The organism is Vibrio sp. A11 (assembly GCF_013048705.1).
Classification (GTDB): Bacteria; Pseudomonadota; Gammaproteobacteria; order Enterobacterales; family Vibrionaceae; genus Vibrio; species Vibrio metschnikovii.
On the sequence record NZ_VHSI01000004.1, the window covers coordinates 215,565 to 239,547 of the forward strand.

The following is a 23,983-nucleotide window of genomic DNA, read 5'->3' on the forward strand; positions in this document are numbered from 1 at the left end:
ATTTTCACTGTGTGTCTTTGCCGTTGAATTCTCTATCGTGCCATATAACAACTCAACGCCCATATAGGGCGTTGGATAGGATTATTGAACTCGGCGAACTTGGATAATCATGCCCATAAGAGGGTGGTCCAAATAATGGGTTTCTCCACTGCGCATGCGGCGTTTTTGATCGAGGCGATAACTTTTCAAAAAAGATTGTTTTTCCATCGTTGGTGATATGGCGATGAGGTGTCCATCTTGTACATTGGTGCGTGTATCTTGGTCGAGTTCATCTAAGTCCAGAGAGGGATCTTGAAGGATAACTTCACGCACACTCGGTTTTTTTAAGTCAAAATTAGCTTCGGCAAACAGAAAATGCTGGACATAAATTTGTAAGGTGCCATCAAGCTCATACAGCGGTGGAGTAACGGTCTGTTCAACAACACCATCAATGGGACGGTATTGTTCGGTTTGTGCGACTCGTTCACTGCCGTTAGGATTAAACTGGGTCGAGTAGTCTTTCCCTGCTTGAATATGAAAGACGGGAGCGGATGCTCTCCCTTGATCGCCTTGACGCCAAGCGGTATGTAATAACACTTGAAAGCCAGCATGATTGCGTAAGCGCTGAGCTTGCTCGGTTAATTGATAGTCCGTTTGAGAGAGCATACGTACGCCTTTACTTTGCCGATATTGGGCATCACTCAGGCTACCGGCACGAGAGAGATTAATCTCCGGTAAACTATTTGGCCATGACTCTTGAGTTTTCTCGGCATCAATCGCACGCTGGAAGATGATCACTTCAATATCGAATTGTCGCTGCGCTAGGCTGGGCATGGCAACGAGCAAAAGCAGTAGTGGGATCAGTTTTTTCATTATGACTCCGTCAATGTGCTGGGCACGTATTTGATTCTATTGAGCCTACCATATTAGGCAGCAGGTAGTAGATTGTGCTGGAATTCTTGCAGCATGTCTGTAACAAATTGAATTCTTTCTCTTCTATCAACCAGTGGAAGGATAAACTTCAATTTAGTCGGACCTTCCATCGCAAATTGTTTCGGTTGTGCATGAAGTAGTTTAACCAAAAACATCGGGTTAATGTCAGCGTTAGGGTAGAACTCAATATACCCGCCTTTTTCATGCGCTTCGATTTTACGAATTTTCAGTGCGGCGGCGTTGAGCTTCAGTTGGGCAATAGTCAACAGATTCAAGGCCGCATCCGGCAGTTTACCAAATCGATCGATTAATTCGACTTTAAGTTCAGCCAATTCAGTATCATCGGCGACACTGGCGATTTGTTTATAGAGTGATAAACGGCTGTTGATATCAGGGATATAATCATCAGGCAGCAGAGCTGGGATTCGTAGCTCGACTTCACTTTGTTCACGCAGTAGATCATCCAATGATGGCTCTTTACCCGATTTTAAGGCTTCAACCGCTTGTTCTAGCATCTCCATATATAAGCTAAAACCAATCGATTGGATCTGACCACTCTGCTCATCGCCGAGTAACTCACCCGCTCCGCGAATTTCTAAGTCGTGGGTTGCTAAGGTAAATCCTGCGCCGAGATCTTCAAGCGAAGCAATGGCCTCTAAGCGTTTAATCGCATCTTTGGTCATCGCTTTAGGATGCGGTGTTAATAAATAAGCATACGCCTGGTGGTGAGAGCGACCTACTCGTCCGCGTAATTGGTGTAATTGAGCCAATCCAAGAGTATCGGCGCGATTAATGATAATGGTATTGGCGGTGGGTACATCTATCCCCGTTTCAATGATAGTGGTACACACCAGTACGTTGTAACGCTGATGATAAAAATCATTCATGATTTGTTCGAGTTCACGCTCACGTAATTGTCCGTGGGCGACGGTGACACGAGCTTCAGGGATAAGCGCTTCCAAATCGGCAGCAACTTTCTCGATGCTTTCGACTTGGTTGTGTAAAAAGTAAACTTGACCACCACGCATGATCTCCCTTAGAACCGATTCTCGAACAACACTGTCTTCATGTTGACGGACAAAGGTTTTAATCGCTAAGCGTCGAGCAGGCGGTGTTGCAATGATCGATAAATCGCGCATACCACTCATTGCCATATTCAGTGTGCGTGGAATCGGTGTGGCCGTTAACGTTAAAATATCTACATCGGCACGCATGGCTTTGACTTTTTCTTTCTGACGAACCCCAAAGCGGTGTTCTTCATCAACGATTAATAGCCCTAAATCGGCAAAGATGAGATCACTGGAGAGGAGCTTGTGTGTTCCCACGACAATATCGACTTTCCCTTCGGCGACATCTTGCATGATCTGCTTTTGCTCTTTGGCTGATTTAAAGCGTGATAGCACCTCGACACGGATCGGTAAATTGGCAAAACGGTCGCGGAAATTTTCAAAATGTTGCTGAGCCAATAAAGTTGTGGGTACTAAAATAGCCACTTGTTTATTGTTATCGGTACAAACAAAAGCGGCGCGCATCGCGACCTCAGTTTTACCGAAACCAACATCGCCGCACACAAGTCTATCCATCGCTTTGGCTTGACACATGTCCGACAGTACCGCATTGATCGCCATGGCTTGATCGTCGGTTTCTTCAAAGGGAAAGGTGGCTTTAAAGGTGGCGTATTGGTCACGATCCAAACGGAAGCGATACCCTGGTTTCAGTTCGCGTTTAGCGTAGACATCAAGCAGTTCGGCAGCGACATCGCGGACTTTTTCCGCCGCTTTCTTGCGTGCTTTAACCCAGCTTTCTCCTCCCAGTTTATGGAGTGGCGCGGATTCTTCTGCACCTCCGGAATAACGGCTAATTAAGTTCAGTGATGAAACGGGAACATACAGCTTGGCTTCATTTTGATATTCAAGCGTAACGTATTCGGTAGTAATGCCTCCTGCTTCGAGGGTTTGTAAGCCTAAGTAACGTCCAATACCATGGTCGATATGCACTACGGGCTGTCCCGGTTTTAACTCGGCAAGATGGCGGATCACCGCATCACTATTGGTGGATTTACGTTCTTTCTTTCGACGTTGAACCACCCGTGCTCCGAGTAAATCGGCTTCACAAATCAAGGCGAGAGATGGATCAGTGAAAATCGCACCACGTTCGGCAGCGCCGATCACCAAAGCCAATCGCTCTGAACTTTGCCAAGCGTCATCAAAAGAAGCGAATGCGGTAGGGCGTAACTTAATTCGCTGTAATAGCTCGAGTAGCGCTTCGCGTCGTCCTTCAGACTCAACCGAGAAAATAATCTTACCGGTAAATTGCTCGCTAAATTGACGTAAGGCGGCGAGGGGTTCTTTATTTTGCTGTTGAATCGCTAAATCAGGCAGTGCGGTAATGGCTAAGTTACTTCTACCAGCCTTTTCTTGAATCGGGTCGATGGACAGTTGTAACTGAGCAAAATCTTTGGCGCGTGCGAATAAATCGTCTTTTTTTAACCACAATTCGTCAGGCGCTAGCAATGGGCGTAACGGATCTATATTCCGTTGATCATAACGATACGCGACATCAGCGAGAAATTGGTCAATGGCGCTTTCAACCTGACCTAATAAAATTAATTGACTATGATCCGGGAGATAATCAAACAGTGTTTCGGTATGTTCAAAAAATAGCGGTTGCCAATATTCAATCCCCGCAGGCCATGTGCCTTTAGAAACCTGCATATAGATAGATTCAGGCTCACGACGGGCATCAAATCGTTGCCGAAAACGGGCACGAAATGCTTCTATGGCTTGCTCGGTGGTCGGAAATTCATGAGCAGGAAGTAGACGAATTTGATCGATTTGCTGAATAGAACGTTGATTTTCTGGGTCAAAAATTCGAATCGTGTCAATTTCATCATCAAAAAAATCAATTCGATAAGGGGAATCACTGCCCATAGGGAAGAGATCCAGGATCGACCCACGACTGGCGTATTCTCCCGGCCCAAACACCTGATCTACATGACGATAACCGGAGTTTTCTAACTGAACGCGTAATTTGGCTAAAGAGAACCGATCCCCTTGTTTGACCATCAAGGTGTGTTGAAGTAAGAAATCACGTGGCGTCTGGCGTTGTAACAAGGTACTGACCGGGACAACAGTGATCCCAGTTCCTAAAGAGGGCAACTGATATAAGCGAGCGATGCGATCAGAAATAATCTCTTGATGAGGTGAAAAATTATCGTAGGGTAAGGTTTCCCAATCAGGAAATAAGCCGACCGGAGCTTGACTGAATTGCTCTAGCTCTTGAACCAGTTTTAATGCTGTCTGTGGATCGGGTACTGCCAACAAGGTGTGGCTTGAGTGACGATTAGCGAATTCAGCGATGGTTAGCGCGAGACTGGCACCGGGTAAATTGCCCAGTTGTTTCTTATCCCCAGCACCACGCAGATGTGGGAGTGTTAATACAGTTTTTGTCATCATTATTGAGTGGGTCGTTATGGTTTTTCTCGATCTAAAGAGCGTTGACGCAACAGTTTCTGTTGGCAATGAAGCGCAGCTTTAATGAGTAGGTCTTGGTCATTATCACGCAGGAGAGTGTATCTGACGCTAATAATCGTGGAGTCGGGATCCGTTTCACAATCGATAACTTCGCCATAACAATAAATCGCTGCTGCGGGATGCTCTAGGAATAATTTAATGCGTAGTGGTGTACCTAGTACGAGCGCGTCTCTGGCTCGATAAGTAAATTGACTGGCACCGAACGACAAGGTTGAGGCACGTTGAGCGGGATCATCTTGTTGGGCGAGCATAAAGCTCAGTAATAGATTCAGCTTAGAATTCTGCGTTTCTAGCAGTTGGATAACGTGTTTAAAATCGCTGTTTTTGAGTTCGAGCCGCGCAGCATCATTTAATTGATCAAGTTGACTAAACTCACTGGCCACAACAAAAGGTGCGGGGATTTCCGCCTCAAAATCGATCTGAGAAGGCAAACGAAAGTTAGCCGCTAACGGCTCGATGTTAATTGTCAGTGCGTGGTATACCGAAAAAAAGTCTTGGTCAGTCATATTGGGTTTCCTTCTCACCTTTGTTGATTATCGTCATAAAGAATCAGTAATCAAGCAAAGTGAGAGTTTTGTTGTAAATCAATCAGAGTGATTACGAATAAATTATCGCCATTACCTTTGAGTGATAACGGTGTTTAACAAAGATTTGGCAAAGAAAAACTACAACCTTGGACAGATTCTCGTTACAGTAGCGGCCTATTATGGCTTTGGTTTGTATTATGTTTCATCCTATTTCGATATTTATCGGTTTACGTTATTTACGCGGACGTTCAGGTGATCGGTTTAGTCGATTTGTCTCTTATATGTCGACCGCTGGGATCACGATTGGTGTGATGGCTTTAGTGACGGTATTGTCGGTGATGAATGGTTTTGAATCGCAGTTGAAAAACCGTATTTTGGGGGTTTTGCCGCAAGCGGTGATCGGACAAGCGCAGGAAAAAACCCAATGGCAAGCACAAGCCCCCGATTTTATTAGAGAGTTATCCACTTACAAAGCGCCACAACCGATGGTAAGAAGCGAAGCGGTGGTGCAAAGCTCGTGGCAATTATCGGCGGGTTTATTGGTCGGTATTGCGCCGCAAGCTGACGACCCGATCGCCGATTATCTGATTGCTGGTCGATTAAGCGATTTACAACCTGGTGCCTATCATATTTTCTTAGGTCACACTCTGGCTCGTGATCTCAATGTTTCCGTTGGCGATACGGTTCGCTTAATGGTGACTCGCGCCAGTCAATTTACGCCTTTAGGACGTATTCCTAGCCAACGCAATTTCACGGTGGCCGGACTGTTTAATACTGGCTCAGATGTTGATGGGCAACTGATGATCACTCATCTACGAGATGCGGGTCGCTTACTGCGTTTCGACGATCAGACGATTTCTGGCTGGCGACTCTTTATGGCCGATCCTTTTGATGTGGCGACGTTGTCAACGACTTCTTTGCCGGATGGTTGGTATTGGAGCGATTGGCGTGAACAACGTGGTGAGTTATTTCAGGCGGTCAGAATGGAAAAAAACATCATGGGCCTAATGCTGGGACTGATTGTTGGAGTCGCGGCGTTTAATATTATCGCCGCCCTAATCATGGTGGTGATGGAAAAGCAGGCGGAAGTTGCGATTTTAAAAACCCAAGGCATGACCGATCAACAAGTTTTGGCCATTTTTATGGTGCAAGGCGCGAGCAGTGGTGTAATTGGATCGGTTGTCGGTGGAGTGTTGGGCGCTCTGCTGGCAGCGAACTTGAATAGCATCATGAACACGTTAGGCGTCGCACTGTTTTCATTAGGCGGAGAGTTGCCCGTGTTGATCAACCCGATACAAATTGTGGTTGTCGTATTGCTGGCAATATTGCTTAGCTTTTTAGCCACCTTATTTCCTTCTTATCGCGCATCTAGAGTTAAACCCGCTGAGGCTTTACGTTATGAATGATCTTTTACGCTGTCAGCAGCTTTATAAAATCTATCAAGAAGGTGAGTTGCAGACTCAAGTCTTGAAAGGGGTAAGTTTTTCGATGCAACCTGGTGATCTGGTCTCGATCATTGGCTCTTCTGGTTCAGGAAAAAGTACTTTATTGCATATCCTTGGCGCGCTGGATGAAGCGAGTAGTGGCGAAGTTGAATTTCTTGGCCAGCCATTACATCAAATGAGTTCGAATAAACAAGCCAAAATACGTAATCAACATCTCGGGTTTGTGTATCAATTTCATCATTTACTTGCTGATTTTACCGCGCTCGAAAACGTAGCGATGCCACTATTAATTGGTGGTAAAAAAGCCAGCGAAGCAAAACGCTCGGCTCAGGCTTTGTTGGCGCGAGTCGGCCTCGGTCACCGTTTGCAACATCGTCCTTCAGAGTTATCGGGTGGAGAGCGGCAGCGTGTTGCGATTGCTAGAGCGTTGGTCAATCGACCGGATTTAGTGCTCGCAGATGAGCCTACTGGCAATTTAGACCACACTACGGCACTGGCGATTTATGATTTGATGCGTGAATTGAATCGTGAGTTTAATACGGCTTTTTTAGTGGTGACTCATGATGGCGAATTGGCAGCGAAAATGGATCGACAACTGCATATGCAAGATGGCCTATTGCTCAACGTTGCGGAGGCATAATGTTTGCAGATTTGGCGCTAGTGATTGGCGCACGGTTTAGTCGTGCTAAGCAGCGTAATAAGCTGGTGTCGTTTATCGCTTTATCTTCGACACTCGGTATTGCCGTTGGGGTTGCGGTGATCATTATTGGTTTATCGGCGATGAATGGCTTCGAGAGAGAGCTGCAACAACGTGTATTGTCGGTTATTCCTCATGGCGAGTTTGAAGGGGTACGTGGGCCAATCGAACACTGGCCAGATATCGTCCAAAAATCGACTCAGCATCCTCAAGTCCAAGCGGCGGCACCATACGTGAAGTTTACCGCATTGGTCGAGCGAGGTGCGCAGTTAAAAGCCATAGAAGTACGAGGGGTGGATACGCAAAGAGAGCGTGCCGTATCTCGACTGGCTGATTATGTTACCCCAGGAGTATGGGAAGCTTTTGTTCCGGCTCAACAGCAAGTCATTTTAGGCAAAGGTGTTGCCGATCAACTACAAGCCGCAGTGGGGGATTGGATCACTTTGCTGATCCCAAGTAGTCATACTGGGCAAGCGGTCCAAGCCCCGAAAAGAGTGCGGGTAAAGGTTGCGGGGTTGCTGGAATTAAATGGTCAAATTGATCATAACCTCGCGCTGTTACCTTTAGAAGACGCTCAGCAATACAGCAATTTAAACGACAAAGTCACGGGGGTGTCGATTAAAGTTTCCGATGTCCTCAAAGCCAATCAAATTGTTCGTGAAGTGGGTAATACACTAGAAGAGTATGTCTATTTGCGTAGTTGGCAGCAAAAATATGGCTTTTTATATCGTGATATTGAAATGGTGCGAACCATCATGTATCTAGTCATGGTATTGGTGATTGGGGTCGCGAGCTTTAATATTGTTTCTACCTTAATGATGGCCGTTAAAGATCGCGCTGCCGATATTGCCATTTTGCGCACGATGGGTGCGAATGATCGCTTAATTAAACGCATTTTCGTCTGGCAAGGGGTATTTTCTGGTGTTATGGGCAGTCTATTGGGCAGCATTGTTGGGGTGTTTATGGCACTAAATTTGACACCGATTATTCATAGTTTAGAAACTTTGTTAGGCCATCAATTTCTTTCAGGGGATATTTATTTTGTCGATTTCCTTCCTTCTCAACTTGAATGGTCAGATGTATTACTGGTTTCGAGTACCGCGATTATTTTGAGTTTACTGGCGACGTGGTATCCAGCTTCTCGCGCCAGCCGTTTGCATCCTGCGGCGGTTCTAAGCAGTAAATAACCCCGTTATTCTCTTCGTTAATAAAAAGAAAAAGGACCTAATGGTCCTTTTTCATCTTTTGTATACTGCTGGTTACCTAGAAAAATGTTGTATCACTCGCACGATGATTCGCTAGAGCTGCACAGTCACGAACAAAATCAATATGGTTTATTTTATCGTATTGGTCACGCGACGTTTTTGCCAGCTCCGTACAACGGAATAGCGCCATAAACCTCGAATACCAAAGTAACCTAATAAGCCAGCGACAATACCACAGACTAAACTACCCAACAAAAAGGGTGGACCAATGGTGTGCATCTGATGGTGAAGAAATTCCCACGTTAATTCAAAATGAAAAGGTTGCGGCGGAGTACTCATTAACCAAGCGCCAACTTTATAAGAGAAATAAAAGATAAATGGCATAGTGATCGGGTTGGTTATCCACACCAAGGCAACAGCAAGGGGTAAGTTCACGCCACAAATAATCGCTACGCCAGCAGACATGATCATTTGGCTAGGTAGTGGTACGAAGGCCATAAATAAACCGACAGCAAACGCACCAGCAGCAGAGCGTCGATTTAAACACCACAGATTCGGGTTGTAGAGGACAGAGCCAAAAATTTGTAATGCCTTTTGACGCTTAATAACAGCGTGATCAGGCATAAAACGTTTAATAAACTTTCTTGGCATAAGGAAACATGGCTCTCTTATCGAATTACTGGACGTTGGCTTCGTTCTCGTTAACGATACTCTCTGCCCCATTTTGGCCTTGGATGCCCAAATGGCCTATTATCATTGGCATTGTTGTTGTGTTGATGATGAGTCTCGTGACACGCCGAGGCAGGGGATGCATCGGAATTACACTGGCCTTAGTGTTGATAATAACACACGGAAATAAAGTAACCGCACAGTCCAATAATATCTTACAATTTGCGACAGATATTACCATAAAAGGTGTCGCTGACAGCTTTTTTACTGCTCATCGCTACGGTTTTAGTGGTTCTTTTGTAGTGAGATCAATCAATGGTCAATCTTTACCCCGATTTTTGTCTCCCACGGTACGTTTAAATTCCCCGATCGCCTTACAATTGGGTGATCATGCTCAATTTGTGGTACAGGCGAAGCCGATTTATGGGCGATTGAATGAAGTCGGGTTTGATCAAGAAGCCTTTTTTCTGAGTCAAGGCTGGAGCGCACAAGCGACCGTTCGTCCCAATACAGCTTATCAAATCATCCCCAGTTCAAGTTTGCGGGCGATATTTTTTCAACAGATTGAGCAACGAACGCGATCCAGCGAGGTTCAAGGCTTTATTTTAGCCCTCACTTTTGGTGAGCGTAGCGGGATTACTGAACAGCAGTGGTTGGAATTACGTAATAGCGGTTTAATCCATCTCACTGCGATCTCGGGATTACACATCGGTATGGCATTTGGTTTTGGCTATTTGTTGGGGGGGATGTGTAGCCGCCTTTTGAGAAAGGGCTTATGGCTACCTTTTGTTTGCGGTGGATTGTTTGCACTTGGTTATGCTTGGCTGGCAGGTTTTACGCTACCGACTCAGCGAGCATTGATGATGTGTTGGTTAAATATTCTATTAGTAATGTTTAATGTTCGAGTGACCGCTATTCAACGGGTATTATTAACGTTAGCTGTGATATTGGCTTTGGATCCCTTCGCTTCATTAAGCACAAGTTTTTGGTTGTCTTTTTTAGCGGTCAGCTTTGTCATTTACCAAGTCTCCGTCATCGATAGTCGATGGCCGCTATGGAAGAAAGTGCTTGCTGGCCATCTATTGTTAGTGATGTTAATGGCTCCGGTGACGGCTTACTTCTTCTCTGGCGTTAGCCTTTATTCCGCGCTTTATAATCTCGTGTTTATTCCTTGGTTCAGCTTTGTGGTTGTTCCCTTACTGTTTATTGTCTTGTGCGGCAATGTGTTGATGGCCGATCAGGTCCAGTGGCTTTGGACTTGGGTTGAGGCGGCTTTAATGCCGTTTAGCTGGTCGTTAGGCTTTGCTGAACATAGCTGGTTACCGGTTAACCAAACGTGGCAATATAGTTTGTTGGCCTTATTTTTAGTGATGATGTTACGGTCACTGTTGACAGCGCGATCTCTTATTGCGATTGGGTTACTCTTTAGCGCCACTTGGCTAACAATACAACCGAAGGCCTACTGGCAAGTGGATATGTTGGATGTTGGGCATGGCTTGGCGATGATCATTGAGCGTAACGGACGTTATGTTTTATACGATACAGGGAGTAGTTGGGATGAGGGCAGTGTAGCGACATCACTGATTATTCCGTTATTAACTCGACGTGGAGGAGTACATGCTCTTGATGGCGTGATCATTAGCCATAGTGATAATGATCATGCGGGAGGATTAGTCGATATTCACTCGCGGCTAAAACCAGCTTGGATTCGCGCTAGTTACCGCAATGAACATTTCTCTCCGTGTATTCAAGGTGAATTCTGGCAATGGCAAGAATTGACTTTTGAAGTTGTGTGGCCACCCCGTTTAGTTGATCGCGCTGATAACCCTCATTCTTGTGTGGTTCGTATGGTTGATCAGCAATATGGGCATAGTGTGTTGTTGACCGGTGATGTAACGGCGATTGGTGAGTGGTTACTCAGTCGGGATGCGTTATTAGAAAGTGATGTTTTGGTGGTTCCTCATCACGGGAGTCAAACGTCTTCTACACAAGCGTTTATAGCAAAGGTCAATCCACAGTTGGCGATTGCCTCATTGGCGAAAGGTCATCGATGGCAATTACCTCATCCAGATGTTCTCGCACGTTATCAATCTTTAGACATTCCGTGGCTTGATACGGGAGAAGTCGGACAAATAACACTCCGTTACCAAGGATCTCAACGTCAGCTTTTCACTTTACGCGGTGGTCGAATCACGCCTTGGTATAGGCAGATGCTACGTAAAGAGGTAGAATAAGGTCAATTTTGTAATATCGATAAAGCAGCTTTATGTCACTCAATTCTGACGAAACAACTTGGCAAACCTTTAAACGTCTTTGGACTTACATCCGTCTTTATAAAGTCGGATTGGTGCTGGCGACCATCGCTTTAGTGATCAATGCGATCTCTGATACCTACATGATCTCCTTACTAAAGCCGCTATTAGATGAAGGCTTTGGTGGTACAGACTCTAATTTTTTGCAGATCTTACCCTTCATTATTCTTGGTCTGATGTTTATTCGTGGCTGTAGCGGCTTCGTTTCTGCTTACTGTTTAAGTTGGGTATCTGGCAATGTAGTGATGCTGATGCGTAGGCGGATTTTTAATCAGTTTATGCATATGCCGGTGAGTTTTTTCGATCGTGAGTCAACCGGTGGTTTATTATCGCGAATTACTTATGATTCTGAACAGGTTGCAGGAGCGACGAGTCGAGCAATGGTCAGTATTGTTCGTGAAGGGGCCAGTATCATTGGTTTATTAACCTTGATGTTCTGGAACAGTTGGCAACTCTCTCTAGTTTTAATTGTGGTTGCTCCGATTGTTGCGATTGGCATTCGAGTGGTCTCTAAACGCTTTCGAAAAATCTCCAAAAATATGCAAACAACCATGGGCCATGTCACTTCGTCGGCAGAACAGATGCTTAAAGGCCATAAGGTGGTTTTAAGCTATGGTGGACAAGAGGTTGAGCGTAAACGCTTTGATAAAGTTAGCAATCAAATGCGCCAACAGACCATGAAGTTAGTCTCGGCTCAAGCAGTAGCCGACCCTGTGATTCAAATGATTGCTTCATTAGCCTTGGTGACGGTCTTATTCTTAGCTAGCGTTGATTCTATTCGTGCAGATTTAACGCCTGGTACCTTCACGGTTATTTTCTCGGCGATGTTTGGTTTGATGCGCCCTTTAAAGGCTTTGACCAACGTAACTTCAGAGTTTCAACGAGGTATGGCCGCAACACAAACGTTATTTGCGTTAATGGACCTGGAAACTGAGCGCGATAATGGTAAGTTTGTGACAGATAAAGTGCGTGGTGATATTGCCGTAAAAGATGTCTCTTTCACTTATCAAGGTAAAGAAAAACCGGCATTATCGCATGTGAGTTTTACCATTCCTCAAGGCAAAACCGTTGCACTCGTCGGACGTTCTGGTTCGGGCAAATCAACCATTGCTAATTTATTTACCCGTTTTTATGACGTCGATTCCGGTGCCATCTACCTTGATGACCACGATATTCGTGATTACACGCTGAGCAATTTGCGGCAACATTTTGCTTTAGTCTCGCAAAATGTTCATTTATTTAATGACACCATCGCCAATAACATCGCTTACGCTGCACAAGAGCAATACAGCCGTGAGCAAATAGAAGAGGCTGCTCGCTTAGCCCATGCGATGGACTTTATACAACATTTACCACAAGGTTTAGATACGATAATTGGCGAGAACGGAGCCAGTCTCTCTGGTGGCCAACGTCAGCGTATTGCGATTGCTCGCGCTCTGCTGCGTGATGCTCCGGTCCTTATTTTGGATGAAGCAACTTCAGCATTGGATACTGAATCAGAAAGAGCTATTCAAGCCGCGCTTGACGAATTACAGAAAAATAAAACCGTATTAGTGATTGCTCACCGACTTTCAACGATTGAACAAGCTGATCAAATTTTAGTGGTTGATGACGGTGAGATCATTGAGCGCGGAAATCATGCTGATCTCATCAAACAAAATGGTGCTTATGCGCAATTGCATCGTATTCAGTTTGGCGATTAATCCGTGATAGACAAATTGTGGTTTGGACGCCATCCGCTCTATTTTTTGCTTTGGCCACTTTTGTGGCCATTGAGTCGACTGTTTTATCTGATCAGTACTCGTCGCCGGCATGCCTTTTTGTCCGGTAAAAAAGCGCGTTACCGAGCGCCAGTGCCAGTGCTCGTCGTCGGTAACATTACCGCTGGTGGTAATGGTAAAACTCCCGTTGTGGTTTGGCTCGTTGAGTTACTGCAACGTCAAGGCTATCGACCGGGCGTGGTTTCAAGAGGATACGGAGGTAAGGCGGCTCAATATCCGTTATTGGTTACTGACCATACCTTACCGACCGAATGTGGTGATGAGCCTAAGCTGATTTATCAACGTACAGGTGCTCCAGTGGCCGTTGACCCAATACGTGCGCATGCGGTTCAAGCATTGCTCAGCCAAGGGGTTGATCTTATTGTTACCGATGATGGTTTACAGCACTATGCGTTGGAACGAGATATTGAATTTGCGGTTGTTGATGGAGTCCGTCGCTTTGGTAACCAACAACTGCTTCCGTTGGGGCCATTACGTGAACCTGTCGAGCGTTTACAGCAAGTCGACTTTGTGATCAATAATGGCGGAGAACCGGTTATGGGTGAACTTGCCATGACACTCAAACCCAGCTTAGCGGTTAATGTCATCAGCGGAGAGCGCATTGATGTTGCTGCCCTGAGCCGTTTAGTGGCTTGGGCTGGCATTGGCCATCCGGCTCGCTTTTTTAATACGTTACATCAACTCGGTGCATCACTGATTCTTACCCATGATTTTGCTGATCATCAAGCATTTGATGAAACGACATTGCGCGAATTAGCCAGCCAAGGTGATAACGTGATCATGACAGAGAAAGATGCCGTTAAGTGTACAGATTTTGCAGCAAAAAACTGGTGGTATTTACCCGTATCGGCCGAGATTTCACCAACTGATCAACAGTGCATATTAGATAAAATTAAAGAGGTTATGGAACATTATGGACCACCGTCTGCTTGAAATTGTGGCTTGTCCCGTATGCAAGGGGAAGTTGACTTACGATAAAAGTAACCAAGAGCTGATTTGTAAATTAGATCGTCTGGCTTATCCAATAAAAGAAGGTATTCCAGTACTGCTCGAACCTGAAGCGAGAAGTATGACCATGGATGAGGGACGCTAATGTCTTTTACGGTTATCATTCCGGCCCGCTACCAATCAACTCGCTTGCCAGGTAAGCCGTTGGCTGATATTGGCGGTAAGCCAATGATTCAGTGGGTTTATGAGCAAGCGCAGCAAGCAGGCGCTGAGCGGGTAATTGTTGCTACCGATGATAGTCGAGTCGAGCAAGCGGTCCTCAGTTTTGGCGGATCAGTATGCATGACGTCAACCGAACATCAATCTGGTACGGAACGTTTAGCCGAAGTGATTGCTTTAATGGGGATTGACGATGATCATATCATCGTTAATGTACAAGGGGATGAACCCCTCATCCCGCCAGTGATTATTCGTCAAGTCGCGGAAAACTTAGCGTCAAGCCAAGCGCCAATGGCGACTTTAGCGGTTGAAATTGATGATCCACAAGAGGTTTTCAATCCTAACGCCGTTAAAGTAGTGACTGATCAACATGGGTATGCGTTGTACTTTAGTCGCGCGACTATTCCATGGGACCGCGATAACTTTATTCTTGAACCGAAGGCGATTACTCAGCCATTAATGCGCCATATTGGTATTTATGCTTACCGAGCCGGGTTTATCAATACCTACATACACTGGTCGCCCAGTGTGTTAGAGAAAATCGAAAATCTAGAGCAACTGCGTGTACTGTGGTACGGCGAAAAAATTCATGTGGCTGTTGCGCTCGAAGCGCCGCCAGCCGGTGTTGATACGCCTGAGGATTTAGCGGCGGTGCGTAAACTTATCGAATAAATGTCGAACATGGGTACACTTTTCCCATTGTAAGTCGTAGTTCCAAGAGATTGAGATATATCAGCCGTATTAAACAATAAGCCCCATCGCCCCATCGGTTGATGGGGCTTATTTATTGATACTCTGTTTAACGTTATGTAAAGCGTGATGTTAATCGTTTTTCTTTGGACAAGTGGCAAGTAGCTCGTGTTTACCGTTATCTTTACGTTCTTCTAATTTCACTTCAAAGCCCCACAGACGATGCATATGTTTGAGCACCTCATCGTAGCTTGGATCGAGTGGAATTCGATCGTGAGGCACATATTGCAGCGTCAATGAGCGATCACCCCGAACATCGACATTGTAAACTTGAATGTTGGGTTCTAAATTGCTCAAGTTATATTGTGCCGCGAGCTTTTCACGAATTTGGCGATATCCCAGCTCATCATGAATCGCACTGATTTCAATGAAGTTTTTATGATCATCGTCAGAAATGGCGAACAATTTAAAGTCACGGATAAGCTTTGGTGACAAATATTGGCTAATAAAACTTTCGTCTTTAAAGTTATGCATAGCAAAGTGCACGGCATCCAGCCAGTTGGTATCGACGAGTTCAGGGAACCAGTGTCTATCTTCATCCGTTGGCTCTTCACAAATTCGCTTTATGTCTCGAAACATCGCAAACCCAAGCGCGTACGGGTTAATACCACTGTAGTAACGGCTGTTATACGCAGGCTGCATCACCACACTACTGTGGCTATGTAAAAATTCGAGCATAAATTTATCGGACAGTAGCCCTTCGTCGTAAAGATGATTCAGAATTGTGTAATGCCAGAAAGTGGCCCAACCTTCATTCATGACTTGCGTTTGTTTTTGTGGGTAAAAATATTGGCTGATTTTACGCACGATACGCACGACTTCACGCTGCCAAGACTCTAGAAGAGGCGCATGTTTTTCAATGAAATACAAAATGTTTTCTTGTGGTTCAGAAGGAAAACGTCGTTGTAACTCGGCTTCCTTGGCTTTTTTAGGCACGGTTCGCCACAAGGCATTAACCTGTGATTGTAAATAAGCTTCGCGTTCTTCTTGGCGTGCTTTTTCTTCAGCAATCGAAATTTTTTCTGGTCGCTTATAACGATCGACGCCGTAGTTCATTAACGCATGGCATGAGTCCAATAGTTGCTCGACTTCGGTGACCCCATACTTTTCTTCACATTTGGCTAAATAGTTTTTAGCAAACAGTAGATAATCGATAATAGAACTGGCGTCAGTCCAGGTTTGAAATAAATAGTTTCCTTTAAAAAAGGAGTTATGTCCGTAACAGGCATGAGCCATGACCAAAGCCTGCATAGTGACGGTATTTTCTTCCATCAAGTAAGCAATACAGGGATCTGAATTAATCACAATTTCATAGGCTAACCCCATTTGACCGTGCTTATAGTTTTTCTCAGTATGAATAAACTTTTTACCAAATGACCAATGGTTATAATTGATCGGCATGCCAATACTGGAGTAGGCATCCATCATTTGCTCAGAAGTGATCACCTCAATCTGATTAGGGTAGGTATCTAACCGATAATGCTCGGCAACACGTTTAATTTCTTGGTGGTATTGATGCAAAAGATCAAAAGTCCAATCTGGACCATCAGCCAGACGTTTGTTTTTTTTCTTACGCTTTTGCGTGGTGGCTGTTTTGACTGTCATAGTCTTATCCCCTTATGCCGTTTCCTTATGGAATAGCTCCCTAAACACAGGGAAAATATCGTCCACACTACGAATATTCTTCATGGCGAAGTGATCAAAGCTTTCGGATAGTTTTTCGTACTCGTGCCACAAGGTTTGATGAGAACGACGCGTAATTTCGATGTAAGCATAATACTGGCATTCAGGCAGCAGTTTGTTCGCCAGTAACTCTTTACAGCGAGGCGAATCGTCAGCCCAGTTATCGCCATCGGAGGCTTGTGCGCCATAAATATTCCACTCACCGAGAGGGTAACGTTGTTGAATAATGTCATGCATTAATTTTAATGCACTAGAGACAATCGTTCCGCCAGTTTCCTGTGAATAGAAAAATTCGTGTTCGTCCACTTCTTTGGCTTGGGTGTGGTGGCGAATAAACACCACTTCAACATTTTCATAGGTGCGAGTTAAAAACAGATAGAGCAAGACATAAAATCGTTTTGCGATATCTTTAGTGGGCTGATCCATCGACCCTGACACATCCATTAAGCAAAACATTACCGCTTGGCTAGAAGGGATCGGGCGTTTTTCGTAATTTTTAAAACGTAAATCAAACGTATCGATAAACGGTACACTGTCTATTTTCCGGCGTAGTTCAGCTATTTCTTCTTTTAAACGTCTCTCTTCGAGTAGTTGCGCTGGCTCAGAGTTGCGAATATTTTCCAGCTCTTGCTCAAGCTCATGCATAAGGCGCCGCTTGCCTGATGTCATCGCCGTGCGTCGGGCAAGCGATTGTTGTAAAGAGCGGACAATCGCAATGTTGGCGGGAACGCCAGCAGTTTGGAAGCCTGCGCGATGGGTTTTCCACTCTTTAATTTTGTTGACTTGATTTTTCTTCAGGTTAGGTAATGCTAAATCTTCAAACAAGATATCCAAATATTCATCTTTGGATATTTGAAATACAAAATCGTCTTCGCCTTCACCGTCTTGACTGGCATCCCCTTCGCCTGAACCACCACCTTGACCACCTTTTGGCCGTTCTACTTTATCACCACGTATGTATTGATCATTACCAGGGTGAACGCGTTCGCGAACGCCGCCTTTACCTTGATGGAAAATGGGCTCTTTAATATCTCGATGAGGAATCGCCACATCTTCTCCAGACTCCGTATTGGTTATGGATCGGCGATTAACCGCATCCGCAACGGACTCTTTAATTTGTTCTTTATAACGGCGTAAGAAGCGCTGCCGATTAACGGCGCTTTTGTTCTTGCCGTTCAACCTTCTGTCGATAAATTGCGCCATGAGATTCTCCCTCTAAACGTCACTCGATGAGTTCTAACTACTCATACGCTTTGGCAAGTTAGCTTCTGACCCAGAATCTCTGGGTCAGAGTCGCAACCAAGGGCTTGCTAAGAGGATTTACGCACGCGTAAATACCATTCAGACAGTAATCGAACTTGTTTCTCGGTATAACCTTTCTCCATCATGCGGGCGACAAAATCGTCGTGTTTTTTCTGATCTTCCGATGAGGTTTTGGCATTGAAAGAGATAACTGGCAGTAATTCTTCAGTATTGGAGAACATTTTCTTCTCAATAACCGTGCGCAGTTTTTCATAGCTCGTCCAAACTGGGTTTTTACCACTATTGTTAGCCCGAGCTCGAAGTACAAAGTTAACGATTTCGTTACGGAAATCTTTCGGATTGCTGATCCCTGCCGTTTTTTCGATCTTCTCTAGCTCACTGTTAAGCGCTGAGCGATCAAACAGTTGGCCAGTTTCTGGATCACGATACTCTTGATCTTGAATCCAGAAATCAGCATAAGTGACGTAACGGTCGAAAATATTCTGACCGTATTCAGAATAAGATTCTAAATAAGCGGTTTGAATTTCTTTGCCAATAAACTCGACATAACGCGGAACCAGATAGCCTTTGACAAATTCTAGGTAACGCTCAGCAACCTCTTGCGGGAACTGCTCGCGTTCAATCTGTTGTTCGATAACATAAAACAGGTGTACGGGGTTTGCAGCGACTTCTGATTGGTCAAAGTTGAATACTCGTGAGAGTATTTTAAAGGCAAAACGAGTCGAGAGACCGGACATGCCTTCATCAACGCCAGCATAATCACGGTATTCTTGATAGCTTTTCGCTTTCGGATCAGTATCTTTCAGTGTTTCACCATCATAAACGCGCATTTTAGAGAAAATGGACGAGTTTTCTGGCACTTTTAGTCGCGATAACACACTAAATTGAGCCAGTAACTCAAGTGTACTTGGTGCACGTGGCGCTTTGGTCAGTTCACTGTGCTCAAGCAGTTTTTCGTAAATTTTAACTTCTTCAGAGACGCGTAAGCAATAAGGCACCTTCACGATATAAACTCGATCCAAAAACGCTTCATTGTTTTTATTATTGCGGAATGTCTGCCACTCTGATTCGTTGGAGTGAGCGAGGATCATGCCGTCAAAGGGTAGGGCGGAGAGCCCTTCGGTACCGTTGTAGTTGCCTTCTTGAGTCGCAGTAAGCAGTGGGTGAAGCACTTTGATCGGTGCTTTAAACATCTCGACGAACTCCATTAAGCCTTGGTTGGCTCGACAGAGTGCCCCAGAGTAGCTGTAGGCATCGGGATCATCTTGTGAGTAGTGCTCTAGCTTACGGATATCCACTTTACCGACCAGCGATGAGATATCTTGGTTGTTTTCATCGCCCGGCTCTGTTTTGGCAATCGCAATTTGGTCTAAGATAGAAGGTCGGACTTTAACGACTTTAAACTTCGTGATATCGCCACCAAATTCATGCAGACGTTTTGCTGCCCAAGGTGACATGATGGAGCGCAAATAGCGCTTTTCAATCCCGTATTCTTGCTTGAGCAAGTCGCCATCTTCATTGACATCAAACAAGCAGAATGGGTGGTCATTGACCGGGCTGCGCTGACCATTCGCTGATAATACGTAGATCGGGCATTGCTGCATTAATGCTTTGAGTTTTTCAGCAATCGATGACTTACCACCACCGACAGGGCCGAGTAGATAAAGAATCTGTTTCCGTTCTTCTAAGCCTTGCGCTGCATGCTTAAGATAAGAAACAATTTGTTCAATCGCTTCTTCCATGCCATAGAAGTCTTGGAACGGTTTATAACGTGAAATGACTCGGTTAGAAAAGAGCCGACTCAAACGAGGATCTTTGCCAGTATCGACCAATTCAGGTTGGCCAATTGCCAGCAATAAGCGTTCTGCCGCGTTAGCATAAGCGCTTTTGTCTTCCTTACAGAGATCCAAAAACGTTTGAATCGATATCTCTTCATCCTTGGCTGCTTCATAGCGTGCCTGAAAGTGGTTAAAAATACTCATGGTAGTTCCCCTCTAAAAATGTCTCTTCGACATACAACCGCTTAAACACACAAATCCCTAATACGTTAAGCCTAGATCGCAATTGATGATTTTGCTTAAAGATTATGTATTTATTTACAAATCGTGACGTAAATTACGTCTCTGGCTAAGAAGTATTGTGCTGATGAATTGTTGCTATCAGTCTTATGATTATTAACAAAGCAAAGTGGCAAGAAGTGATTGAACAACAAAGATTGTTTCTCTTAAGGGGAACTTCTATGATGGTTATCTTTGCAATATAATCGATAAAATAGGTGAGGAATGAGAGATTCGATAGTCAAAACCATTAGTGGGTTAACGATACTATTTACACCTTGGTATGTTAACGCTGAAATGTCTCAATGGTCAGTGGGTGTCGCTGCCGCCTATTCGCCTGCCGTTTATAAAGATACGCCCTCCAACCGTACCGTGATCCCCATCATTGGTTATGAAGGCGAGCATCTCTTTTTTCGTGGTTTTGATGCGGGATATCGCCTGTTGCCGATTCGTTCTCAGCAAAACCTAATCTTGCGGTTGGCTTATGATCCTCGCACATTACAGCCTAATGATTCTGATGATCCACAGATACGCCAGCTCAATAAACGTAAGTCAACGATTTTAGGAGGGGCGAGCTATCAACATCGTACGGTAGTGGGTTTATGGGAAGCAACGATTGGCTCGGATATCGCAGGGCGACATGATGGTGTTTATGCAGAAGTGGCTTGGCGTTTCCCATTGCGTTTTGAACGTTGGGGCATCACGCCTTCGGTGGGTTATGCTTATAATTCTGATAAGCTCAATAACCATTTTTATGGTGTGTCAGCTCAAGAGTCGCTGAGTAGTGGCTTAGAACAATACAACGCTGGTTGGAGTGGGCAGTACTTTATTGGCGCGATGGCTTATTGGTCGGTTTCTCAGCATGTTAGAATATCAGGCGGTCTTCGTTATACCAATCTCGATAGTGATATTTCTTCCAGCCCTGTGATTGGCCGTGATTCATCAACCGTGGGCACCCTTGGTGTGGTTTACCTATTTTAATCGTAGAGTGAGTTTTTGCTGTGCTTAAAATGATGTTATCTCAAATTATATCAGCATCGAAAGGTATGATGTAATGGACAGTAATAAGGATTGGTATACAAGGATTAATATATTGATATAGAGAGAGCTTACAAACCCTCTCTATTTTTGTATCAGGACTAAGCGTTAATAATTTTGTTGAGTTCGTTGGCTGATAAGTGATATTGCCTTGGGCAATTTCGCCATGTGGTTAACATGCGTCGGTATTTTTCACCCATAGCCACTTGGCTGTTGAAGTGGTGCTCACCCCGTTCAAATTGAGGATATAAACCTTCAGTATTGATTAGAAAACGCACGTAGTTGACCAGTTGAGCTTCAGAGGCACTATCATAACCAAGAAAATTCAAGCGACGAGCATCAACGTCACTACTCAATTTGCTATCGAGCATTTTGTATGACTCTTGCATGGCATGATACATTTCCATGACATCGATCACTTCTCGGCATTGCGCTTCAGAAATTGCCCCAAATTCTTTATTGAGCTCAGTCATTTGTAATTCATAACCCCGTTCAATAATCGTTTGTAGCCGTTTATATTGTTCGGCGTTGGCCGGATCAAGCTGGGACATTAAAACGTATTGATTAGATAGGATCAGACGTTGTGCATTAGTCATTTCCATTATTGACCTCACTGTAATCGATGTTGGTATTCCCTTCCTACCTGAACTGCCAAGTATTTTGGGTATAAATTTGCTTAAGATTAGGTTAACAGCAATGGGTGATTGTGAAACATGATCTCAACACAGATTTAATCTTAACCGAGTAAATTATCGACAATTCTAGCACGTTTATTTCTGTGTCGTTAGCTTCTGGGTGTTATAGCCGATAGGTGAATGAGTCAATCAAAAGCAAAACACCAGCCATATGCTGGTGTTGGATTTGCAGAAGGGAAGCTTAGTATTTTACGTTGTGATGATATTGCATTAGCACATCAACAATCTTATCCATGGTTTCTTTACTGGGCGGATTCACACCTTCTAAAGGATAAGTTTCTCCCATCGCTTCCCATTTATGAGCGCCTAACTTGTGGTAAGGCAATAACTCAATTTTTTCAATATTATCCATCTCTTGAATAAATTGTCCGAGTAGATGGGCCGATTCTTCATCATCTGTATAACCCGGAACGACCACATAACGCAGCCAAGTTGCTTTGCCAATCGTGTGTAGATAGCGTGCAAAATCTAACGTACGTTTATTGGATACCCCGATTAAGTCTTGATGAACATCATCTTTGATTTGTTTAATATCCAGTAGCACTAAATCAGTGACGTCCAAGACTTCATCAATCACCGGGGTGTATTTACGGATATAACCGTTGGTATCAAGGCAAGTGTGGATCCCTTCGGCTTTAGCCGCGCGAAAGACATCTCGTACAAATTCAGGTTGGAGCATCGATTCACCACCGGAGCAGGTGATCCCGCCGCCTGAAGCGTTCATAAAATGTCGATAAGATTTCGCTTCTTTGATGATCTCTTCAACAGAGACTTCTTTACCTGAATGGGTATCCCATGTATCTCGGTTATGGCAATACTTACAACGAAATAAGCAACCTTGCAGAAAGAGGATAAATCGAATACCGGGGCCATCAACTGTACCGCAAGACTCAAATGAATGGATACGACCAGTAGTAGACATAAGTTGCTCTCATTTGCTGAATTTACCGACTATTTTATTACAAAAGGTAGGGTTTAAATAGGATTTCTTCGGGTAAGTTAAGTGTTGTTGGATGAGTTTTGTACTGAGGACGGGGTGTTAAAGTACCAAAGAGGATTAAGATCAGTAAGGTGAAGCTTAATCCTCAATCAGTAAGAGTCACTATCTTAATTTAGAAAAAGGCAAATAAAGACAGTGCTCCAGTGCCGTGGGTGCGGTGTTTACTTTCTTTATACTCAGCATTACTTGTGGTTAAAGTAAAACTTGCGCCGACATGAGGTCCATACCATACCACGCCAAGTACCGCGGTCGCTTGCAAAGGTTCTAGAGTCACCTGATAGGCACTGGGCTGTAGAGGTAATCCATCTAATGGCCTATCTCCTTCAATGGTTAAATCATTAAATCGATAACGTGCTTCGAGGCCTGCGAAAACGAACCAAGCGGAGCGCGAAGCCCCGATCATCCCTGCGCGAAAAGGAGTTTCACTATCAATTTGCGCACTGCCAAAGTTAGCCGCTAAATCAGTCCCCCAGCGCAGCATCATACCTGAGGAAATATCGCTGCGAAAATTACCAACGTTCACTTCGCCAATCGCAGACAGTTCCCAAGCATAGTGCGGATCGTAGGCGGTGCGATAGAGATTGAAGTGACTAAGATAACCAATACTACCGGCGATTTTATCGTCTATTTGGTAATCCCAGCCGTTAGGATCGCCAGACTTAGTGATGCTGTGAACGATTTTTTGCGCTTGTTCGGATAACGCGCTATCTCCAGTGGTACCTATCGTTAGATTAAATCGTTGTGCTTGCTGGGGATGTAAACTGATGTAATTAAACTCGCTGTGTAAAAATCCCGCATAAGGACGTTCATTCGGGGCAGGGGTATATTGCTCAATATCAGAAGGCGTCCACATTTTATGACCAATCATCACCTCCCATTTATCGATACTTGAGGCTCCCCAGAGTGAAAGACTGAATGGCTTGGCAAACCAATAGGGGGTAATCGGTCTTGAGGTATAGGAAAGAAAAAGCCCACTGGTGTATTCCCTATCCATGCCATAAACACCGTCATTATCGACTTTGAGGGAAAGGGTCGATTGGGTGGATGACCACACAAATGGAGCAAAAAGAATCAGCGGGAGTACACGTAATAATGTTAAAGCCATACGTTTTTCGTTGTCCGTAGTAAATACAAGAGTAGGTCAGAGATGGGCATGCCTATCATTCAGATCCATTAGACCCTAGTGTAACGCTTATTTTTCAGTAGGTAAGCAGATTTTTTCATGTAGCGATAGATGATGTGATATTGC

At 44.5% G+C, this 23,983-nt stretch carries 19 protein-coding genes; 9 read left to right on the plus strand and 10 right to left on the minus strand.

The genetic code is table 11. The features are described 5' to 3' along the window. Positions 1 to 81 precede the first annotated feature (81 nt). From FKQ60_RS06500 to FKQ60_RS06510, 3 genes are read right to left on the minus strand one after another with little or no spacing between them, the layout of a single operon-like run. Positions 82 to 852 (minus strand): peptidoglycan binding protein CsiV, encoded by a 771-nt coding sequence (locus FKQ60_RS06500; RefSeq protein ID WP_004394925.1) that lies wholly within the window; start codon positions 850 to 852, stop codon positions 82 to 84. 53 nt (positions 853 to 905) lie between these two features. Beyond that, positions 906 to 4,367 (minus strand): transcription-repair coupling factor, encoded by a 3,462-nt coding sequence (gene mfd, locus FKQ60_RS06505; protein ID WP_040904200.1) that lies wholly within the window; start codon positions 4,365 to 4,367, stop codon positions 906 to 908. 14 nt (positions 4,368 to 4,381) lie between these two features. Beyond that, entirely contained in the window at positions 4,382 to 4,951 is a 570-nt protein-coding gene (locus FKQ60_RS06510; RefSeq protein WP_040904201.1) for a PilZ domain-containing protein, read from the minus strand. 218 nt (positions 4,952 to 5,169) lie between these two features. On the opposite strand from FKQ60_RS06510, the gene lolC reads away from it, so the two are divergent. From lolC to lolE, 3 genes are read left to right on the plus strand one after another with little or no spacing between them, the layout of a single operon-like run. After that, positions 5,170 to 6,378 (plus strand): lipoprotein-releasing ABC transporter permease subunit LolC, encoded by a 1,209-nt coding sequence (gene lolC / locus FKQ60_RS06515; RefSeq protein WP_004394927.1) that lies wholly within the window; start codon positions 5,170 to 5,172, stop codon positions 6,376 to 6,378. Then, positions 6,371 to 7,057, plus strand: a complete 687-nt coding sequence (gene lolD / locus FKQ60_RS06520) for a lipoprotein-releasing ABC transporter ATP-binding protein LolD (protein ID WP_004394928.1) — start codon at positions 6,371 to 6,373, stop codon at positions 7,055 to 7,057. The genes lolC and lolD overlap by 8 nt, the downstream gene beginning before the upstream one ends. Beyond that, on the plus strand, positions 7,057 to 8,301 hold the full coding sequence (lolE, locus tag FKQ60_RS06525; protein WP_004394929.1) for a lipoprotein-releasing ABC transporter permease subunit LolE: 1,245 nt from the start codon (positions 7,057 to 7,059) through the stop codon (positions 8,299 to 8,301). Before lolD ends, lolE begins: the two co-directional genes overlap by 1 nt. Before the next feature lie 147 nt (positions 8,302 to 8,448). On the opposite strand, the gene FKQ60_RS06530 is transcribed toward lolE, so the two are convergent. Next, on the minus strand, positions 8,449 to 8,970 hold the full coding sequence (locus tag FKQ60_RS06530; RefSeq protein WP_040904202.1) for a DUF2062 domain-containing protein: 522 nt from the start codon (positions 8,968 to 8,970) through the stop codon (positions 8,449 to 8,451). Between the two features lie 8 nt (positions 8,971 to 8,978). On the opposite strand from FKQ60_RS06530, the gene FKQ60_RS06535 reads away from it, so the two are divergent. Genes FKQ60_RS06535 through kdsB form a run of 5 tightly spaced genes read left to right on the plus strand, consistent with a single transcriptional unit; the run spans position 8,979 to position 14,920 of the window. Further along, positions 8,979 to 11,222 (plus strand): DNA internalization-related competence protein ComEC/Rec2, encoded by a 2,244-nt coding sequence (locus FKQ60_RS06535; protein ID WP_004394930.1) that lies wholly within the window; start codon positions 8,979 to 8,981, stop codon positions 11,220 to 11,222. A gap of 32 nt (positions 11,223 to 11,254) precedes the next feature. Then, positions 11,255 to 13,003, plus strand: a complete 1,749-nt coding sequence (gene msbA / locus FKQ60_RS06540) for a lipid A ABC transporter ATP-binding protein/permease MsbA (protein WP_004394931.1) — start codon at positions 11,255 to 11,257, stop codon at positions 13,001 to 13,003. Between the two features lie 3 nt (positions 13,004 to 13,006). Next, positions 13,007 to 14,014, plus strand: a complete 1,008-nt coding sequence (lpxK, locus tag FKQ60_RS06545) for a tetraacyldisaccharide 4'-kinase (RefSeq protein ID WP_170906201.1) — start codon at positions 13,007 to 13,009, stop codon at positions 14,012 to 14,014. Beyond that, positions 13,995 to 14,174 (plus strand): Trm112 family protein, encoded by a 180-nt coding sequence (locus tag FKQ60_RS06550; protein WP_004394933.1) that lies wholly within the window; start codon positions 13,995 to 13,997, stop codon positions 14,172 to 14,174. Before lpxK ends, FKQ60_RS06550 begins: the two co-directional genes overlap by 20 nt. Next, positions 14,174 to 14,920: a 3-deoxy-manno-octulosonate cytidylyltransferase gene (kdsB, locus tag FKQ60_RS06555; protein WP_004394934.1), complete on the plus strand. Its 747-nt coding sequence runs from the start codon at positions 14,174 to 14,176 to the stop codon at positions 14,918 to 14,920. The genes FKQ60_RS06550 and kdsB overlap by 1 nt, the downstream gene beginning before the upstream one ends. Before the next feature lie 150 nt (positions 14,921 to 15,070). Here the strand turns inward: kdsB and FKQ60_RS06560 are convergent, their stop codons facing one another. From FKQ60_RS06560 to FKQ60_RS06570, 3 genes are all read right to left on the minus strand, one after another. Beyond that, the gene (locus tag FKQ60_RS06560) at positions 15,071 to 16,603 is read right to left on the minus strand and encodes a SpoVR family protein (protein WP_115152650.1); all 1,533 of its coding nucleotides are present in this window, start codon (positions 16,601 to 16,603) and stop codon (positions 15,071 to 15,073) included. A 12-nt stretch (positions 16,604 to 16,615) separates the two neighbouring features. After that, positions 16,616 to 17,884 (minus strand): YeaH/YhbH family protein, encoded by a 1,269-nt coding sequence (locus FKQ60_RS06565; protein ID WP_040904203.1) that lies wholly within the window; start codon positions 17,882 to 17,884, stop codon positions 16,616 to 16,618. A gap of 107 nt (positions 17,885 to 17,991) precedes the next feature. Then, the gene (locus FKQ60_RS06570) at positions 17,992 to 19,926 is read right to left on the minus strand and encodes a PrkA family serine protein kinase (RefSeq protein ID WP_004394936.1); all 1,935 of its coding nucleotides are present in this window, start codon (positions 19,924 to 19,926) and stop codon (positions 17,992 to 17,994) included. A 372-nt stretch (positions 19,927 to 20,298) separates the two neighbouring features. On the opposite strand from FKQ60_RS06570, the gene FKQ60_RS06575 reads away from it, so the two are divergent. After that, positions 20,299 to 20,982: a MipA/OmpV family protein gene (locus FKQ60_RS06575; RefSeq protein ID WP_237665945.1), complete on the plus strand. Its 684-nt coding sequence runs from the start codon at positions 20,299 to 20,301 to the stop codon at positions 20,980 to 20,982. 158 nt (positions 20,983 to 21,140) lie between these two features. Here the strand turns inward: FKQ60_RS06575 and FKQ60_RS06580 are convergent, their stop codons facing one another. From FKQ60_RS06580 to FKQ60_RS06590, 3 genes are all read right to left on the minus strand, one after another. Then, the gene (locus FKQ60_RS06580) at positions 21,141 to 21,641 is read right to left on the minus strand and encodes a YfbU family protein (RefSeq protein WP_004394938.1); all 501 of its coding nucleotides are present in this window, start codon (positions 21,639 to 21,641) and stop codon (positions 21,141 to 21,143) included. A 274-nt stretch (positions 21,642 to 21,915) separates the two neighbouring features. After that, positions 21,916 to 22,656 carry a pyruvate formate lyase 1-activating protein gene (pflA, locus tag FKQ60_RS06585; RefSeq protein WP_004394939.1) on the minus strand — a complete coding sequence of 247 codons (741 nt, stop codon included), beginning with the start codon at positions 22,654 to 22,656 and terminating at the stop codon, positions 21,916 to 21,918. 190 nt (positions 22,657 to 22,846) lie between these two features. Next, entirely contained in the window at positions 22,847 to 23,839 is a 993-nt protein-coding gene (locus FKQ60_RS06590) for a lipid A-modifier LpxR family protein (protein WP_004394940.1), read from the minus strand. Positions 23,840 to 23,983 lie beyond the last annotated feature (144 nt).